The 18971-nt window shown below is 41.2% G+C and carries 16 protein-coding genes; 13 read left to right on the top strand and 3 right to left on the bottom strand.

Annotated elements, in window-relative coordinates; all coding sequences use genetic code 11:
• The first annotated feature begins 121 nt into the window (after nt 1-121).
• The 13 genes from pckA to purL all read left to right on the top strand — a co-directional run bounded on the left by pckA (nt 122) and on the right by purL (nt 15441).
• On the top strand, nt 122-1729 hold the full coding sequence (pckA, locus tag Q0O89_RS03055) for a phosphoenolpyruvate carboxykinase (ATP) (RefSeq protein WP_273393993.1): 1608 nt from the start codon (nt 122-124) through the stop codon (nt 1727-1729).
• A 192-nt stretch (nt 1730-1921) separates the two neighbouring features.
• The gene (locus Q0O89_RS03050; protein WP_293730288.1) at nt 1922-2212 is read left to right on the top strand and encodes a YfcZ/YiiS family protein; all 291 of its coding nucleotides are present in this window, start codon (nt 1922-1924) and stop codon (nt 2210-2212) included.
• 124 nt (nt 2213-2336) lie between these two features.
• Nucleotides 2337-3245, top strand: coding sequence for a glycine--tRNA ligase subunit alpha (glyQ, locus tag Q0O89_RS03045; RefSeq protein WP_293730287.1), 909 nt, complete (start codon nt 2337-2339; stop codon nt 3243-3245).
• A 15-nt stretch (nt 3246-3260) separates the two neighbouring features.
• Nucleotides 3261-3878, top strand: a complete 618-nt coding sequence (locus Q0O89_RS03040) for a glutathione S-transferase family protein (RefSeq protein WP_005820395.1) — start codon at nt 3261-3263, stop codon at nt 3876-3878.
• A 31-nt stretch (nt 3879-3909) separates the two neighbouring features.
• Nucleotides 3910-4557 carry a heme-binding beta-barrel domain-containing protein gene (locus tag Q0O89_RS03035; protein WP_293730286.1) on the top strand — a complete coding sequence of 216 codons (648 nt, stop codon included), beginning with the start codon at nt 3910-3912 and terminating at the stop codon, nt 4555-4557.
• Between the two features lie 20 nt (nt 4558-4577).
• Complete coding sequence (locus Q0O89_RS03030) at nt 4578-5855, top strand: histidine-type phosphatase (protein ID WP_293730285.1); 1278 nt, start codon at nt 4578-4580, stop codon at nt 5853-5855.
• Nucleotides 5856-5866: 11 nt separating this feature from the next.
• Nucleotides 5867-6133, top strand: coding sequence for a hypothetical protein (locus tag Q0O89_RS03025; protein WP_293730284.1), 267 nt, complete (start codon nt 5867-5869; stop codon nt 6131-6133).
• Nucleotides 6134-6253: 120 nt separating this feature from the next.
• Nucleotides 6254-6886, top strand: a complete 633-nt coding sequence (locus Q0O89_RS03020) for a PIN domain-containing protein (RefSeq protein ID WP_273395700.1) — start codon at nt 6254-6256, stop codon at nt 6884-6886.
• 340 nt (nt 6887-7226) lie between these two features.
• On the top strand, nt 7227-8294 hold the full coding sequence (locus tag Q0O89_RS03015; RefSeq protein ID WP_293730283.1) for a PDDEXK nuclease domain-containing protein: 1068 nt from the start codon (nt 7227-7229) through the stop codon (nt 8292-8294).
• 100 nt (nt 8295-8394) lie between these two features.
• A complete protein-coding gene (locus tag Q0O89_RS03010; protein ID WP_293730282.1) occupies nt 8395-8799 on the top strand; it encodes a hypothetical protein in 405 nt (134 codons plus the stop codon).
• Nucleotides 8800-8816: 17 nt separating this feature from the next.
• Nucleotides 8817-9296, top strand: a complete 480-nt coding sequence (locus tag Q0O89_RS03005) for a hypothetical protein (protein ID WP_293730281.1) — start codon at nt 8817-8819, stop codon at nt 9294-9296.
• Nucleotides 9297-9309: 13 nt separating this feature from the next.
• On the top strand, nt 9310-11379 hold the full coding sequence (glyS, locus tag Q0O89_RS03000) for a glycine--tRNA ligase subunit beta (RefSeq protein WP_293730280.1): 2070 nt from the start codon (nt 9310-9312) through the stop codon (nt 11377-11379).
• Nucleotides 11380-11547: 168 nt separating this feature from the next.
• The gene (purL, locus tag Q0O89_RS02995) at nt 11548-15441 is read left to right on the top strand and encodes a phosphoribosylformylglycinamidine synthase (protein ID WP_293730279.1); all 3894 of its coding nucleotides are present in this window, start codon (nt 11548-11550) and stop codon (nt 15439-15441) included.
• Nucleotides 15442-15625: 184 nt separating this feature from the next.
• On the opposite strand, the gene nhaA is transcribed toward purL, so the two are convergent.
• The 3 genes from nhaA to Q0O89_RS02980 form a co-directional block, all read right to left on the bottom strand.
• On the bottom strand, nt 15626-16792 hold the full coding sequence (gene nhaA, locus Q0O89_RS02990) for a Na+/H+ antiporter NhaA (protein ID WP_293730278.1): 1167 nt from the start codon (nt 16790-16792) through the stop codon (nt 15626-15628).
• Between the two features lie 158 nt (nt 16793-16950).
• A complete protein-coding gene (gene murQ, locus Q0O89_RS02985) occupies nt 16951-17853 on the bottom strand; it encodes an N-acetylmuramic acid 6-phosphate etherase (protein ID WP_293730277.1) in 903 nt (300 codons plus the stop codon).
• Between the two features lie 3 nt (nt 17854-17856).
• Nucleotides 17857-18969 carry an anhydro-N-acetylmuramic acid kinase gene (locus Q0O89_RS02980; protein WP_293730276.1) on the bottom strand — a complete coding sequence of 371 codons (1113 nt, stop codon included), beginning with the start codon at nt 18967-18969 and terminating at the stop codon, nt 17857-17859.
• Nucleotides 18970-18971 lie beyond the last annotated feature (2 nt).

Genomic DNA, 18971 nt, shown 5'->3' with positions numbered 1-18971 from the left:
ATTTTTTTATTTCTTTTCAAAAATGAGATCTAGTTAACATTTTTTAGGTAGAAAACCCGATAGAATAGCTCCCAGTTTCGTAATTTAAATTTCAAATTTTTACACTTAATAGAGGTGATGTATGACTGACAAATTAATCAAAGAACTTGGTGACTTGGGCATTTATGATGTGAAAGAAGTAGTACACAACCCATCTTACGAATTTCTTTTTGAAGAAGAAACTAAACCTGAATTAGAAGGCTTTGAGAAAGGTGTGGTAACCACTCAAGGTGCGGTTGCTGTAAATACAGGGATCTTCACAGGTCGTTCTCCAAAAGATAAATATATCGTATTAGACGAAAAAACCAAAGATACGGTTTGGTGGACAAGCGATGCGGCGAAAAATGACAATAAACCGATGAATCAAGCTACATGGCAAAGTCTGAAAGAATTAGTGACAAAACAACTTTCAAGCAAACGCTTGTTTGTGGTGGATGCGTTCTGCGGTGCCAATGAAGATACCCGTTTAGCGGTGCGTATTGTTACTGAAGTGGCATGGCAAGCGCATTTTGTAACCAATATGTTTATTCGTCCAACGGCGGAAGAATTAGCGAATTTTAAACCTGATTTCGTGGTAATGAATGGGGCGAAATGCACAAACCCAAATTGGAAAGAACAAGGTTTAAACAGCGAAAACTTTGTGGCATTCAATATTACTGAAGGTCTTCAATTAATCGGTGGTACTTGGTACGGTGGTGAGATGAAAAAAGGGATGTTCTCGATGATGAACTACTTCTTACCATTAAAAGGTATTGCGTCAATGCACTGTTCTGCAAACGTAGGTGAAGACGGTGATGTGGCAGTATTCTTCGGTTTATCAGGTACAGGTAAAACCACACTTTCAACGGATCCAAAACGTAAATTAATTGGTGACGATGAACACGGTTGGGACGATCACGGTGTGTTCAACTTTGAAGGGGGTTGCTACGCGAAAACCATTAAACTTTCAGCTGAAAATGAACCTGATATTTATGGTGCGATCAAACGTGATGCCTTATTAGAAAACGTGGTGGTTCGCCCTGATGGTAGCGTTGATTATGACGATGGTTCAAAAACAGAAAATACACGTGTTTCATACCCTATTAACCATATTCAAAATATCGTGGTTCCATCAAAAGCAGGTCATGCAACAAAAGTAATTTTCTTATCAGCTGATGCATTTGGGGTATTACCGCCTGTGTCTAAATTAACGCCGGAACAAACTAAATATTATTTCTTATCCGGTTTCACGGCGAAATTAGCAGGTACAGAACGTGGTATTACTGAACCTACACCTACATTCTCAGCGTGTTTCGGTGCAGCATTCTTAAGCTTACACCCAACACAATATGCGGAAGTGTTAGTGAAACGCATGCAAGCAGCCGGTGCAGAAGCGTACTTAGTAAACACAGGTTGGAACGGCACAGGTAAACGTATCTCAATTAAAGATACTCGCGGTATTATTGATGCAATTTTGGATGGTTCAATTGATAAAGCTGAAATGGGTTCATTACCGATATTTGACTTTGCCATTCCAAAAGCCTTACCGGGTGTTGACCCTGCAATTTTAGATCCACGTGATACTTATGCAGATAAAGCACAATGGGAAGAAAAAGCAAAAGATTTAGCTGGACGTTTCGCGAAAAACTTCGAGAAATATACTGTTACTGATGAGGGCAAAGCATTAGTTGCTGCAGGCCCAAAAGCGTAAAGAATTATGCACTATCTTTGATAAAAAGATAATTAAGGTGAACCGCACTGTCAAAGGGATTTGAGAGTGCGGTTATTTTTTTGTATATTGAAAAAGGTTTATCCAAGTTAGATAGATATTGCAATAGCTTGATCCTTGCTAATTTTAGGAGTAAAGTTAAGCCCTTAATATAAACAATATGGTAGAAACAATATGAAAAATGAAACCCCAATTGAATGCGTAGGCTGTAATACTTTTGATGTTGGCTCAATTTTAGATAACAGCGAAGTGGTGGCACCTTTTGAGCGAGTTTATGAAACGCAAGCAGAAGCTGAAGAAGTGTTAGTAAAATTAACACAAAAGGCACGTGATGTAGAAAGCGAGCCTTGCCAAATTCAAAGTGAAATTAGTCCGGTAGAGAGCGGTTTCTTATTAAAAGCAACATTTACTTTTAGTTGTCAAGCAGAAGTCGTTATCTTCCAATTAGGAACACGCAGTATTTAATTTATAGACGGTGAGCATTTCTCAAGTGCGGTTAGAAAAATATCTCTTTTTCTGACCGCACTTTTCGTTTGATTTACGCTATAATAACCCACATTTTTTATAGCCTTTAGAAGATTATATTATTATGAACACAAAATTTAATGTTAAAACTTTCCAAGGTATGATTTTAGCCCTGCAAGATTACTGGGCAAACCAAGGTTGTACTGTGGTTCAACCATTCGATATGGAAGTGGGTGCGGGTACATCTCACCCGATGACCTGTTTGCGCGCGCTTGGCCCTGAGCCGATGGCGTTTGCTTACGTTCAGCCTTCACGCCGTCCGACTGACGGTCGCTATGGCGAAAACCCGAACCGTTTACAACACTATTATCAATTCCAAGTGGTAATCAAACCGTCACCGGATAACATTCAAGAACTCTATTTAGACAGCCTGAAAATGTTAGGCTTCGACCCAACGCAAAACGACATTCGTTTTGTGGAAGACAACTGGGAAAACCCAACGTTAGGCGCGTGGGGCTTAGGTTGGGAAGTGTGGCTAAACGGGATGGAAGTGACCCAATTCACCTACTTCCAACAAGTGGGCGGTTTAGAGTGTAAACCGGTAACGGGCGAAATTACTTACGGCCTAGAACGTTTAGCAATGTACATTCAAGGCGTGGACAGCGTGTACGATCTTGTTTGGTCGGACGGCCCGCTTGGCAAAACCACCTACGGCGATGTGTTCCACCAAAACGAAGTGGAACAATCGACTTACAACTTTGAATATGCCAATACGGATTTCTTATTCTACTGTTTCGATCAATACGAAAAAGAAGCGCAAGAGTTATTAGCATTAGAAAAACCGTTACCATTGCCGGCTTACGAGCGTATCTTAAAAGCGGCACACAGTTTTAACTTACTTGACGCTCGCAAAGCGATCTCTGTAACCGAACGCCAACGCTATATTTTACGCATTCGCACCTTAACCAAAGGCGTAGCAGAAGCGTACTATGCAAGCCGTGAAGCGTTAGGGTTCCCGGGTTGTAAAAAATAAGGAAGGAGGGAGAAAATGAAACTTTGGTACTCAACAACTAGCTCGTTTGCTCGCAAAGCGGTAGCGACATTGAAATATCATCAACTGGAAAATCAAGTGGAGATGTTGCGTATTACCAACTCATTTGACCCCGACTCGCCACATAACAAAGACAATCCGTTAGGGCGTATTCCTGCGTTACAAATGGAAAACGGTGAATGGCTGTTTGGCAGTTTTCTAATCAGCCAGTATTTAGATGAAATGGGATCGCAACCAACGTTATTTCCAAAAGACGAAAAGCGTTGGCGTGTATTAAGTTTGCACGCATTGGTCGAAGGTATCTTGGAAAACACTACGCCAACCATTGTCACTGAACGCCGTTTTCGCCCAGAAAATGAGTGGTGGAAAGCACGTCATCAACAGTTGATGGATCGAAATATTCGTAGCTTTAAACAGCTTGAAGAAAAGCTGGCAGAATTTGGCGATGAGTTAAATATCGGCACATTAACCGCCGTTTGCTTAATTGATTGGTGGCAGTTCCGCCCAGATAATACAGGCTATGATTTAGCAAAAGATTTCCCAAATCTGACCGCTTGGGCGGCAATGATGAATGAGAAATATCCTGCGTTGCAAGCCACTAAACCGACTTTATAAGTGCAGATATAAAGAACAAAAAGAGGAAGAGATGGCAGCCTATCAATATCCAAAAGATATTTATACAGAAGCGGAGCCGGATGTAAACACCTTAGCCAATTTAGGTCCTTTAACGGCAATGGCTGGCGTGTGGGAAGGTAAACGCGGGCTAGATGTTAATCCAAAAGCCGAAGGCGCAGAAAAAGATCCCTATATTGAGCATGTTGAATTACAGCCTATTGATGCTCAAACAAATGGTCCTCAGTTGTTTTATGGCTTACGCTATCATACTCGTATTGTGCAGCCAAATGAGGTTGAAACCTTCCACGATCAAGTGGGCTATTGGTTGTGGGAACCCGCAACAGGTAACATTCTTTTTACAATCAGTATTCCTCGTGGGCAAACGCTGATGGCAACAGGTAATGCACCAGCAGATGCGAAAGAATTTACCGTGAAAGCCGTACGTGGCTCGCTGACAAATGGCATTATTTCAAACCCATTTATTGAACAGAACTTTACGACTGAAAGCTATACCATTAAGGTAAAAATCAATGATGACGGTACTTGGTCTTATGAACAAGATACAGTAATGATTATCCCAAATTATCCTGAACCATTCCATCATACGGATCGTAACCGTTTGACTAAAATTGCTGAGCCTATGCCAAACCCAACAGCATTGGCGGCGAAATCCGAATAGAATAAATGAGGAGCCTAATTATGAAATGTTATCCTGCAAAAGTATTTCGATATTTAACCGCTATTTTCTGCACATCTGTGTTTGCAAATAGTGTCGTAGCCGAACAGCTAAATGATTTATCATTAGATGAATATGAGTTGGATAAAGTATTGATCTTTAGCCGGCACGGATTACGTTCACCAGTAGAAAAAGATCCTAAAGAAATGGAGAAATATTCTCCTTATTCATGGGCTAAATGGGATGTACCTTCGGGCTATTTAACGGCTAAAGGAACCATTTTAGAAACTTACTTTGGACAATATATTGGACAATGGCTAGCTCAAAAAGGATTACTGACAACAGAACGTTGTGCAACGGGTAAAGGCATTTGGGCTTATGCTAATAGCGTACAACGTACTGTTGCGACCGGGCAAGCTATTATTAGTGGAGCATTTTCTGGTTGTTCTGTTAATTTACAACATCAAGGCGAAGTGGGGACAGAAAAAGATCCTATTTTTGATGCAGTGGCTCATCAACCAGATGAAATACTTATTGAACAAGCTAAGCGTAATATTGATTTAATTACATTACAACAGCAACTTAAACCACATTATGCTTTATTAAGTGAACTGATTGATTATCGTCATTCAACTAATTGTCTCCAAAAAAATCAGTGTGATTTAGGCGAAAAACTTGGTGAATATAGGATTCAAGATAATAAATCAGTAAAAATTACAGGGGCAATTAGTACCGCAAAGAAAATTGTGAGTGCATTGCTTCTTGCTCATTATGTTGGTAAACCTAGCTCTGATATTGCCGATGGAAAGATCGATACTCAAGAGAAATGGCAAGCAATTAACGAAATCAAAAATGCTTATTATCGAACTTTATTTAAAGGAAATCAGGCTCTAGCACAAAATGTTTCTCAGCCACTTTTACAACTTATTCAGCAACAATTAAACAGCGAGAATAAAATTATTTTACTGGTGGGACATGACTCTAATATAGTGGCTTTGCTCGCAGCGCTAAATGTAAAACCCTATGAATTAGAAAACTCGTTAGAAAATATTCCAATCGGAGGAAAATTGTTCTTTGAAGTTTGGAAACATAAGAATAGTGGACAGAGACAATTTCGCTTAGAGTACGTTTATCAAACAACAGAACAGCTAATAAACCTTACTCCGTTAAATTTATCTACACCTCCTTATAGAGCAAGATTAGAATTAGCGGATTGTTCATTGGATAGTAAAGGTCTGTGTGAATACAACCGCTTCCAACAAATTTTACAGAACAGTTTAAAGGTTAAATCAGAAAGATAATGGAGTTCAATATGACAAAACCAGTTTTATATTTCGCCCACTGGTGTCCTGATACCGCCCCGTTTGTCGCTGAATTACAACGTCTTGGTATTGACTACGAAGAACGCGAAATGACAACAGGCGGTGCAAATTTAAAAGCTTTTTTAAAACTTCGCGATAACCACCCTGCTTTTGATAACGCCAAAGCCAATGGCTATATCGGCATTCCTGCGTTGGTGTTGGAAGATGAGAGAGTGGTGTTGGATTTAGCTGAGTTACCCCTAGCACTGACGTACTAGGTTAAGCATAGTGTTGTCGCTCTGCGACAAGTAAAATAGGTTATGGCAATTTTTAATTGTGCACGCACTGCGTGCATAATTGACTTGATGGATGAATAATAAAGTAAAGGAGTAAATCTAATGAAATACGCTTTTATTGATTATGAAAATGTGAATTCATTAGACGGTTTAAATTTACAAGAATATGACCGCACTTTTTTATTTATCGGTTCGGTAAATAACCAATTGCGTTTAACCGAAAAATTTAATGATGAAATAAACATTACCTTAATTACTGTAAAAGATATTTCAAAAAATAATGTAGATTTTCATCTTACTTATTATTTAGGCAAGTTAGATATAAGCACCGATAAAAATATTGAGTTTCATATTTTATCGAATGACAAAGGTTTTGATGGTATTTGCCAATTTATTCAACACCAACGAGAACCGAGAATTTGTTTTAGAAAAGCGATTAACCAAACTGAAGAAAAGATCGCTTTGCCGTTATTGCCTAGTCAAGTAACGAATGTAAATAATGCAGAAAAAGAAAAGATTATTCAGGTAGCTCAAGAATTTAAGGCGTTTGTGGTAAAAATTGAAAAGCGTCATTTACCGGCAACACTAGAAAAACTAAAAAATCATATTCGTAGTCAAACCTGTCTGAGAGGCGTTGATAAAAAAGAAGCAGAAAAATTGCTCCCTAAAATTATTGAGCAATTAGCTCAGAAAAAGTTGATTAAGGTAAATGAAAATAAAGTGAGTTATCTTTGAGTTACCCCTAGCACTGACGTACTAGGTTAAGCATAGTGTTGTCGCTCTGCGACAAACACAATAGGTTGCGGAGCAACCGCACTATGCGTAACCCCATACGTTAGTATGGGGATAACAAGCGGTATAATTTCACAGATCTTTTGCAAATTTTTTCAATTCGAGACGCAGTGCGTCTCAAATTCGGAACTCACTGCGTACCGAATTGAATTGGCGTTGAAAAGGCGAATAATGTAGCTTTATCTAAGAGAGTTCATATCCTAGTACTGACGTACTAGGTTAAACATAGAATTGTCGCTCAGTTACAAGCTAAAAAGATTGCGGATCCAATAAAGGAAACGATATGACAGAAAAGCAGTTAATCACACAAGCTGAACATTCAAAAACATTTATCACTGAAATCAGCCAGTTAATTCATTCGTCTAAACAGAGAATGACGGTGGCTGTGAATGCAGAATTAACGTTGCTTTACTGGCATATTGGCAAGCGGATTAATGATTATATTTTGCAGGGTGAGCGTGCAAAATATGGGGAAGATATTATTCCTAAATTATCTACTCATTTAACCAAGCAGTTTGGGAAAGGTTGGAGTAAAAGAAATTTAGGATATATGATGCAATTTGCATCACAATTTCCTGATATTGAGATTTTGCAATCACTGATTGCAAAATTGAGCTGGACACATTTTACTAAACTTTTTGTTATTGACGACCCAATAAAACGTGATTTCTACGCCACAATGGCAGCACAGGAAAGATGGTCGGTAAGAACACTCGATGATCGTATTGGTTCACTGTTATTTGAACGCACAGCAATTTCTAAGAAGCCTGATGAAACCATTGTGCAAGAGCTGGCGTTATTAAGAGAAAAAGGCGAGTATAATCAATCATTAGTGTTAAAAGATCCTTATATTTTGGATTTTCTTGATCTTAATGATCGTTATATGGAAAAAGATCTGGAAGATGCGATTTTACGAGAGATCGAACAATTCTTATTGGAATTGGGAGCAGGTTTTACTTTTGTCGCTCGTCAAAAACGTATTCAGATTGACAATGATGATTTTTATATCGACTTGCTGTTTTATAATCGGAAACTCAAACGCTTGATTGCCATTGAGCTTAAAACAGAAGCCTTTAAACACGCCCATAAAAGCCAAATGGAATTATATTTGGCGTGGTTAGCAAAATATGAGCAAGAAGCCGATGAAAATCCACCGCTTGGGATTATTCTTTGCACATCGAAAAAGCAAGAGCAAGTGGAGTTGTTGGATTTAAAACAGTCGGATATTCATATTGCCGAATACACCACGGTCTTACCGAGTAAAGAAGTGCTGGAACAACGGTTACATTTGGCGGTGGAAAGGGCGAAGCAGAGATTTACGGTACAACCTAGCACTAACGTACTAGGTTAAGCATAGTGTTGTCGCTCTGCGACAAGTAAATAGGTTGCGGAGCAACCGCACTATGGGTAACCCCATACGTCAGTATGGGGAAATAGTGGAGAAAATAAAAATGCAAATTTCTAAAAATAAGATTAATGCAACAGGTTTAATTTTAGTCGTTAAAATTAAAAATGCTTTAGAATTATCCAAAAATGATAGCCTTAATTTTACATTACAGAATTTTGATGACACTAATTTAAAATCTAGAACATTAGGAAATTGGATTTTAGCGAAAGAAAAAGCAGATAAAATTCAATATATTATCGGCGTAAATACAGGTGGAGAGAATTTAGTCGTATCTGCCTACAAAGTTACCCGCTATGAAAGGTTTCAAACAAAGAATGGTAGATGGAGATATCGTTTCCATTCTACTTCTAATAGTGATTCATTATTAAAAGAGTTAGGAATATATCAAAAGAAAATCTATGATTTGAATTTTGGTCACGGAGCCGAAAAGACTTACATTGAAAATTAGGTATTATAGATATCAAAATGGTCATTCATTCATACGGAAAACTTACTTTTAGTGCTGATGATACATATGAATATAGAATATGGAATCGTCATATATTTAATCCAGAGAATTATGGATTCATTCTATCTCAACACCGTAGTAAAATTGATAGTTTTTTCTGCTTTTATGCCGTATTAAATGATCAACTTTATCTTAGACATTTGATTATTGATTCAGAGAATTATCCAACTCTTAATAATGTAGTAGCTAAAGAGTCTTTCTTAATACATCAATATGATTGGATAGACTTAGATATTGGTGCCCAATGTGGATATTTTAATTTGAATCTAAAACTAGATTTCACTGGAACAATAGATGTATCTGATGAATTATCTGTTGAACCGAAGTATGAATTATTCTTTAAAAATGGAATATTTCAAAAAAAGAAAAAGCATAAAATAAATTTATACCCCTTAAATTTAAATAATTTAAAAAATTTTTTAATAAGACAGCTTTAATGAGAAATTAACAATGACAACACAAAACTTCCTCGCCGAGATCGGCACAGAAGAGCTGCCACCGAAGGCACTCAAAAAATTAGCGACCGCGTTTGCGGAGAATGTTGAAGCGGAATTAAACCAAGCAGGTTTGAGCTTTGACAAAGTGGAATGGTTTGCGGCACCACGCCGTTTAGCGGTGAAAGTATTGGGGCTTGCGACTGCACAGCCAAGCAAAGAAGTGGAAAAACGTGGTCCGGCGGTGTCGGCGGCGTTTGATGCGGAAGGTAAGCCGACCAAAGCGGCGGAAGGCTGGGCGAAAGGCTGTGGCATTACCGTTGAGCAGGCGGAGCGTATTGCTACCGATAAAGGCGAATGGCTGGTTCACCGTGCGGTGATCGAAGGTCAGCCGACCAAAAACTTGTTAGTCGGTATGATTAGCAATGCATTGGCGAAATTACCTATCCCGAAAACAATGCGTTGGGGCGATAAAACCGAGCAGTTCGTGCGTCCTGTTCACACAGTGACTTTATTGTTGGGCGATGAGCTGATCGAAGGCGAAATTTTAGGTGTGGCAAGCGGTACAACCGTTCGTGGTCACCGTTTCTTAGGCGAGCGTGAGTTCCAAATCAGCCACGCCGATCAATACCCTGCTTTGTTGAAAGAAAAAGGCTCAGTGGTTGCGGACTTCAACGAGCGTAAAGCGTTAATTCTTGCAAAAGCCCAAGAAAAAGCGACCGCTTTAGGTGGCGTGGCGGATATTGAAGAAGACTTGTTAGACGAAGTGACGTCTTTGGTGGAATATCCGAACGTGTTGGCGGCGAAGTTTGAAGAGCGTTTCCTTGCTGTGCCTGCGGAAGCCTTGGTTTACACAATGAAAGGCGACCAAAAATACTTCCCGATTTACGATAAAGAGGGCAAATTGTTACCGCACTTTATCTTTGTGTCGAACATCAACCCTGAAGATCCAAGCAAAATCATCGAAGGGAACGAAAAAGTGGTGCGTCCACGTTTGACCGATGCGGAATTCTTCTTCAAAACCGACTTAAAACAGCGTTTGGAAGATCAGTTACCACGTTTAGAAACAGTGTTGTTCCAACAACAACTTGGTACATTGCGTGACAAAACCGCTCGCATTGAACAGCTTGCAGGCGAAATTGCAAAACAAATTGGTGCCGATGAAACCAAGGCGAAACGTGCCGGCTTGTTGTCGAAATGTGACTTAATGACCAATATGGTGTTTGAATTTACCGATACGCAAGGCGTAATGGGTATGCACTATGCTCGTCACGATGGCGAAGATGAAGAAGTGGCGGTGGCGTTGAACGAGCAATATATGCCACGCTTTGCAGGCGATGAGTTACCGAAATCGCTGGTGGCAAGTTCTGTTGCATTAGCGGATAAATTCGATACGCTCACAGGGATTTTTGGTATCGGTCAGCAACCGAAAGGCAGTGCCGACCCATTCGCTTTACGCCGTGCGGCACTTGGTGCGTTACGCATTATTGTAGAGAAAAACTTACCGCTTGATCTGAGCGATTTAGTGGCAACTTCAGCGAAATTGTTTGGCGACAAACTCACCAATAGCAATGTTGTAGAAGAAGTGGTGGACTTTATGCTCGGTCGTTTCCGTGCGTGGTATCAAGATGAAGGCATTGCGGTGGACGTTATCCAAGCGGTACTTGCTCGCCGTCCAACTCGCCCGGCAGATTTTGATGCGCGTGTGCGTGCAGTGTCGCATTTCCGCACCTTAGACAGTGCAGAAGCATTGGCGGCAGCGAATAAACGTGTGAGCAACATTTTGGCGAAAGTAGAAGGCGAAATCTCATCAGAAATCGACCGCACTTTATTAGTGGAAGCGGAAGAAAAAGCCCTTGCAGAACAAGTAATTACATTACAAGCAGAGCTTGCGCCACTGTTTGAAAAAGGCGAATATCAAACCGCACTTGACCGCTTAGCCGGTTTACGTGAAGTGGTGGATAACTTCTTCGATAAAGTGATGGTTAATGCCGAAGATCCAAAACTTCGCCAAAACCGTCAAGCAATTCTAAACAACTTACGTAACTTGTTCTTACAGGTGGCGGATATTTCGTTGTTGCAGTAAGAGATTAGTCATTCAAATTTAGCCCTGTGTTTTCAGGGCTTTTTTCTTGTTAAATCAACCTGCGCAAACGTTTCCCTTTATTCTAAATTTCCTTTATAATACGCCCGATTTAAGGGCGTTTTGCCTATCTATTTTTCAATGAATTCTCAATTAAACAAGGAAATTCCTATGTTCCAAATCTTTCGTGGCTCTGCCGCTTTGTCTGACTTCCGTTTAAATCAACTTGCAACGCGTTTCCAAAATGCGAATTTGCCGGTGAAATCTTGTTATGCAGAATATATGCACTTCGCTCATTTATCAGCATCATTATCTGTTGAAGAAACTCAAGAGTTAGAAGAATTGTTGCATTATGGTCCAACCCTTGCACAGCATGAGCCAAAAGGTGAATGTTTTGTTGTCATTCCACGCGTTGGTACGATTTCATCTTGGTCATCAAAAGCAACGGATATTGCACATAACTGTGGTTTGGAAAAAGTGATTCGCCTTGAGCGCGGTTTAGCATTCTACTTTGAATTTGACCGCACTTTGACTGCAGATGAAGAAGATAAACTACGTTCGCATATTCATGACCGCATGATGGAAAGCGTAGTACGTAAAGCGGAAGATGCCGCGAAATTATTTGATCAACAAGAACCAAAACCATTTACTACTGTTGATGTGTTGAATGGTGGTCGCAAAGCATTAGAAACGGCGAATGTGAATTTAGGTTTGGCGTTAGCGGATGATGAAATTGATTATTTAGTGGAAAATTTCACCGCACTTGGTCGCAATCCTGTGGATATTGAACTTTATATGTTTGCCCAAGCCAACTCAGAACACTGTCGTCATAAAATCTTTAATGCAGACTGGGTGATTGATGGTGAAAAACAAGAAAAATCTTTGTTCAAAATGATCAAAAATACCTTCGAGAAAACCCCTGAATATGTATTATCTGCCTATAAAGACAACGCTGCGGTTATGGAAGGTTCAAAAGTGGGGCGCTTCTTCCCTGATCAAGATGGTCAATATCGTTATCATAATGAAGATGCGCATATTTTAATGAAAGTGGAAACTCACAACCACCCAACAGCCATTTCGCCATTCCCAGGTGCGGCAACAGGGTCAGGTGGTGAAATTCGTGATGAAGGTGCGACAGGTCGTGGCGCGAAACCAAAAGCAGGTTTAGTGGGTTTCTCCGTTTCTAACTTAGTGATTCCAGGATTTGAGCAACCTTGGGAAGCACCGCTCTCTAAACCAAGTCGTATTGCCTCTGCATTAGATATTATGATCGAAGGCCCACTAGGCGGTGCCGCATTTAATAACGAATTTGGTCGCCCGGCATTATTAGGTTATTTCCGTACTTATGAAGAAAAAGTCAACAGTTTTGGTGGCGAGGAAGTTCGTGGGTACCATAAACCAATTATGTTGGCAGGCGGCATCGGTAATATTCGCGCAGAACATGTGCAAAAAGGCGAAATCCCGGTTGGCGCTAAATTGATCGTATTAGGCGGTCCTGCCATGAACATCGGTTTAGGTGGTGGCGCAGCGTCATCAATGGCTTCAGGCAAATCAAAAGAAGATTTAGATTTTGCGTCTGTACAACGTGATAACCCGGAAATGGAACGCCGTTGTCAAGAAGTCATTGACCGTTGTTGGCAAATGGGTGCTGATAACCCGATTTTATTTATTCACGATGTGGGCGCAGGCGGTTTATCTAATGCAATGCCTGAGTTAGTTCATGATGGCGGTCGTGGCGGTAAATTTGAATTACGCAACATTTTAAGTGACGAGCGCGGTATGTCTCCATTAGAAATTTGGTGTAACGAATCACAAGAACGTTATGTCTTAGCGGTTTCACCGGAAAAATTGCCATTATTTGAAGAACTTTGTCAGCGTGAACGCGCGCCTTATGCAGTGATTGGCGAAGCCACACAAGAAGAGCATTTAACCCTAAGCGATGCGCATTTTGGTAATAATCCGATTGATTTGCCAATGAATGTGTTATTGGGTAAAACGCCAAAAATGACTCGTGATGTGACATCAAGTGCGGTGGAAAATGCGCCGGTTTCACAAGATGGCATTAGCATTAAGGACGCATTACACCGCGTGTTACGTTTGCCTGTGGTGGCAGAAAAAACGTTCTTAATTACTATTGGCGACCGTTCAGTCACAGGGATGGTTGCGCGAGATCAAATGGTGGGACCATGGCAAATTCCAGTTTCGGATGTGGCAGTTACCACTGCCTCTTTGGATAGTTACCACGGTGAAGCCATGTCAATGGGCGAGCGTGCGCCAGTAGCATTGTTAGATTTTGGTGCATCAGCACGTTTAGCGGTAGCCGAATCCATTACCAATATTGCAGCAACCAATATTGGCGATATTAAACGTATTAAATTATCGGCGAACTGGATGTCTGCCGCAGGTCATAAAGGCGAAGATGCAGGGCTTTATGAGGCCGTGAAAGCGGTGGGCGAAGAACTTTGCCCTGCATTAGGTTTAACCATTCCGGTGGGCAAAGATTCCATGTCAATGAAAACCACGTGGAATGAAAATGGCGAACAAAAGACCGTAACTGCACCATTGTCTTTAGTGATTTCCGCCTTTGCACGCGTAGAAGATGTACGTAAAACCGTGACGCCACAATTACGCACAGACAAAGGCGATAGCCGTTTATTATTAATTGACTTGGGTGAAGGCAAAAATCGTCTCGGTGCGACCGCACTTGCGCAAGTGTATAAACAATTAGGGGATAAGCCTGCGGATGTGGTCAATGTAACGAACTTAAAAGGTTTCTTTGACGCCATGCAAACCTTGGTTCAACAAGAAAAATTATTGGCTTACCACGACCGTTCGGACGGAGGCTTAATTGCCACATTAGCAGAAATGGCATTTGCAGGGCATTGTGGGGTATCGGTTGATATCAGCGCGTTAGGTGATAATGATTTAGCGGTCTTGTTCAATGAAGAATTAGGGGCAGTCATTCAAGTTCGCGAAAACGACTTAAATGCTGTACGTGATGTGTTGGCACAACATGGTTTACTTGCATTAACCAAAGAATTAGGTTCAGTGTCTGCAAATGATGAATTTGAGATTAAACGTGGTAATAAAGTCTTACTCAGCGAAAAACGCTCTGAATTACGTGGAATTTGGGCGGAACTAACTCATCAAATGCAACGTTTGCGTGATAATCCGGCTTGTGCAGATCAAGAATTTGCAGCGAAGAAAGAACCAAATGACAAAGGCTTCAGCGCACATTTAACTTACGATATCAACGAAGATATTGCTGCGCCATATATCGCTAAAGGCGTTAAACCACGCATTGCGATTTTGCGTGAACAAGGCGTAAATAGCCATGTGGAAATGGCAGCGGCTTTCGATCGTGCCGGTTTTGAAGCCATTGATGTGCATATGAGTGATTTACACGCGGCGCGCCGTAATTTGAAAGATTTCAATGCATTGGTCGCTTGTGGCGGTTTCTCTTATGGTGACGTACTGGGCGCAGGTGGTGGTTGGGCGAAATCCGTGCTATTTAACACCGCACTTCGCGACCAATTTGAAACTTTCTTCAATCGTGAAGACACGCTAGCAATTGGTATTTGTAACGGTTGTCAAATGTTATCTAACTTGGCAGAGATTATCCCGGGTACAGAAAACTGGCCACGTTTTGTGCGTAATACTTCAGAACGCTTTGAAGCCCGTGCGGCATTGGTGCGCATTAACGAGAGCAATTCTGTGTGGTTCCAAGGTATGGCAGGTTCACATATGCCAATCGCGGTTTCTCACGGTGAAGGTCGCGTTGAGTTTAAACATGAGGCACAACTTCAAGGCTTACGTGAGCAAGGTTTAATTGTCGCGCAATTCGTGGATAACAATATTCAACCGACAGAAATGTACCCGGCGAACCCGAACGGCTCGGTGGACGGGATTACCGCATTAAGCAATGCCAATGGACGCGTGGCAATTATGATGCCGCATCCAGAGCGTGTATTCCGTACAGTAAGCAATTCATGGCATCCGGAAGATTGGAATGAAGATGGGGCTTGGATGCGCTTATTCCGCAATGCACGTGTTGCGTTGAAATAATTATATGCCTAATAAAAACACCGCACTTTGTATTAAAGTGCGGTGAGATTGTTGACTAACCCTATACGAGCCGTATAGGGTTACCTAATCTGAGCCGCTCTGCGGCTCTTTTTTCAGCCCCAGCGAGGCTGGGCTTAATGAACCTAGCACGGCTCGTGCTAGGTTATTTTAAACCTGTTCCTTTTTAAATTCGTTTGGTAGTGGCTTTTAAAAGAATGTAACCTAAGACCGCAGAGAAACAAGATCCCATTAATATGCCCAATCTTGATAATGTCGTCATTGCACTATCTGATTCACCACTGAATGCCAGCCCGGAAAGGAACATAGACATGGTAAAGCCAATACCGCACAAGACTGCAATAGCAAAAATTTGTTTAAAATTAATGCCATCAGGGAGTTTCGCGATGCCAACTCTTACTGCGATGTAACAGAAACTAAACACACCAAGTGGTTTACCTAAAAATAAGCCTAAGGCAATACCCAGTGGTAAGGCGGACATCACCGTGTCAGCGTTAATATTGCCTAAAGATACTCCAGCGTTTCCGAATGCAAATAACGGTAAAATAAAAAATGCACTCCAAGGGGCAAGAGCGTGTTCGAATTGATGTAATGGGCTTTCACCATTTCTATCTTTTAACGGAATGCTAAAACCAATAATCACGCCGGCTAAAGTCGCGTGAACACCTGATTTCAATACAGACGCCCATAAAATTGAACCTACAACAAAATAAGGGGCAATATGCCCGATCTTAAAGCGGTTGAGTGTGAATAATCCCACAATGGCTACTGCCGCGAACATCAGCGCTTGCATACTCAATTCTTCGGAAAAGAATAGCGCGATGACGACAATCGCCCCCAAGTCATCAATAATGGCTAAGGCTAACAAAAACACCTTTAATGCCGTAGGCACTTGTTTACTTAATAACGCCACAATACCCAAGGCAAAAGCAATATCTGTTGCCATAGGAATTGCCCAACCGTTGTGTAGTTCGGGATTATTTTGCGTAATTAACCAGTAAACACTTGCAGGAATTAACATTCCCCCGAGTGCAGCAATGGCAGGAAACACGGCTTTTTGTACACTGGAAAGTGAACCTTCAAAGATCTCACGTTTTACTTCCATGCCCACAAGCACGAAGAACACCGCCATAAAGCCATCGTTAATCCAATGGATTAAGGTTTTGTGAATAATGAAAGAACCAAACTGAACGGCAACAGGAATATCGAGAAAATTAAAGTAAGTGGATTGCAATCCTGAGTTAGCAAAAAACATTGCAAGTAAAGCAAAAGCAAGGAGTAAAATACCACTTGCAGACTCCATTTTGAAAAAATCTTGTATGAACTTCAGCATAAAAAATAACTCTCCTAAAAATATCCTGTAAAAGGATACTATCACAAGTGCGGTTAATTTGTTAAAAGTTTGTTATAGCTATTGTCGAATGATATGTGGATGGTTAGACAGGCTCACCAATCTTTATTTCCGCTTTATGAAATGATGAATGCAGCATCTTACACCAATAATTTCCCTTGATTTTCTTGTAAGATTTTCACCGCACTTTCTTTATCTAAATTACCCAATATCATCATGATGGCTAATTTGGCATGGCCTTCTGCAAGTTGCAGCTTTTTTTCTGCCATTTCTTTGGTACATTCTGTGGCTTGCATTACGATGTGAACGGCACGCGCGCGGAGTTTTTCATTGCTCGCTTGCACATCAACCATGAGATTTTGGTAGCATTTCCCCATTTGAATCATGCTGGCAGTGGTGAGCATATTCAGCACTAATTTTTGTGCTGTGCCTGATTTCATTCGGCTGGAACCTGTTAGTACTTCTGCACCTACCAGGGTTTCAATAGCAATATCGGCAATATTTGCCATAGCGGAATTAGGGTTGCTGGCAATGGAAATGGTGATTGCACCTACTTCATTGGCATATTCTAAACCGGCTAAAACATAAGGTGTACGCCCACTTGCGGCAATACCCACTAATACATCTTTTTCGGTGAAGTGAATGGCTTGTAAATCCTGTTTCCCTTGTTCACGATTGTCTTCCGCACCTTCGATGGGGTGACGCAAAGCACGTTCACCTCCTGCAATTAACCCTACAACCATGTCTGGTGATACGCCATAGGTTGGTGGACATTCTGATGCATCTAATACCCCTAAGCGACCGCTTGTGCCTGCTCCCATATAAATTAAACGCCCCCCTTGTTGAAAGGCAGTGACAATTTTTTCTACAGCCTGAGCGATTTGTGGTAAGCACTTTTCAACCGCAAGCGGCACTAATTTATCTTCATCATTGATGATTTGCACAATTTCTAAGGCAGAAGCGCAGTCAATATGCATTGAGTTTGGATTGCGTTGTTCGGTGATCATTTGATCGAGAGTTTGTAATAAATTTTGTTTTGTCATGGTTTATTCCTTCGGATAAATGACACCCAAACTTACTGCACTTTTTGCCCCCGTTACTGTTGGCGCATTACTTGGTAAATTATGAATACGCTGATAAGCAAGCCATGCGAAAGCGGCTGCTTCCACAAAATCTACGTGTAAGCCAAATTCTGTTGTAACAGATATTTGCCACGATGGAAGTAACGCATGAAGACGTTCCATGAGTAGCGTGTTATGCGCACCACCGCCACAGACTAATAATAAGCAAGGTAAATGTTGTGTATTTAATCTATGCAGCTCATGGGTGATACTCACTGCGGTAAATTCAAGCAAGGTGCGTTGGACATCTTGCGCTAAAAGTGCGGTGTGTTTTGCTAATTTCTTTGTTAGCCAAGTTAAATTAAAGAGTTCACGCCCTGTACTTTTGGGTGGTGGTTGTTGGAAAAAGGGTTCATCTAATAAATCCGCCAATAAGCTCTCGTTTACTTGACCCGAACGCGCCCAATCCCCATTTTTGTCGTAACGCTTATTCTGGTGTTGTTCAATCCAACTATCCATTAGCGTATTGCCGGCACCTACGTCATAGCCAATCAACGGTTGGTTAGGTGCCAGTACGGAAATATTGCTGATTCCCCCAATATTTAATACCACGGTAAAACGTTGAGGATCTGCAAATATTGCCTGATGAAACGCTGGGACAAGAGGCGCGCCTTGTCCGCCCATCGCCATATCTTTACGGCGGAAATCACCAATAGTCGTTATCCCTGTTTTGGCAGCAACCAAATTCATATCGCCAATTTGCATGGTAAAGGGAAAATCTGCGGTGGGTGAATGCCAAACCGTTTGTCCATGACAGCCAATGGCTTGAATTTTCTCTGGGGAAAGGTGTTGTTTCTCTAGAAAATGATTTACAGCATCTCCATAAAGTAAGCCAAGCTGATGATCAATTTCCCCTAAATGCTGTAAACGGGTTTCCCCGGAATGTAAAAGTGCGGTCAATTTTTGGCGTAAATTTTCAGGCATTGGGGTAAAATCGCTCGCCACAATTTTAGCGGGCGAACAATCAAAATCCACCAGTGCCAAATCTACGCCGTCCAGACTGGTGCCGGACATAATGCCGATATATAAATTCGTCATTT

Source organism: uncultured Actinobacillus sp. (assembly GCF_945915845.1).
Classification (GTDB): domain Bacteria; phylum Pseudomonadota; class Gammaproteobacteria; order Enterobacterales; family Pasteurellaceae; genus Exercitatus.
The sequence above is the reverse complement of the archived record's forward strand: the minus strand, read 5'-3'. Positions and strand labels throughout refer to the sequence as shown.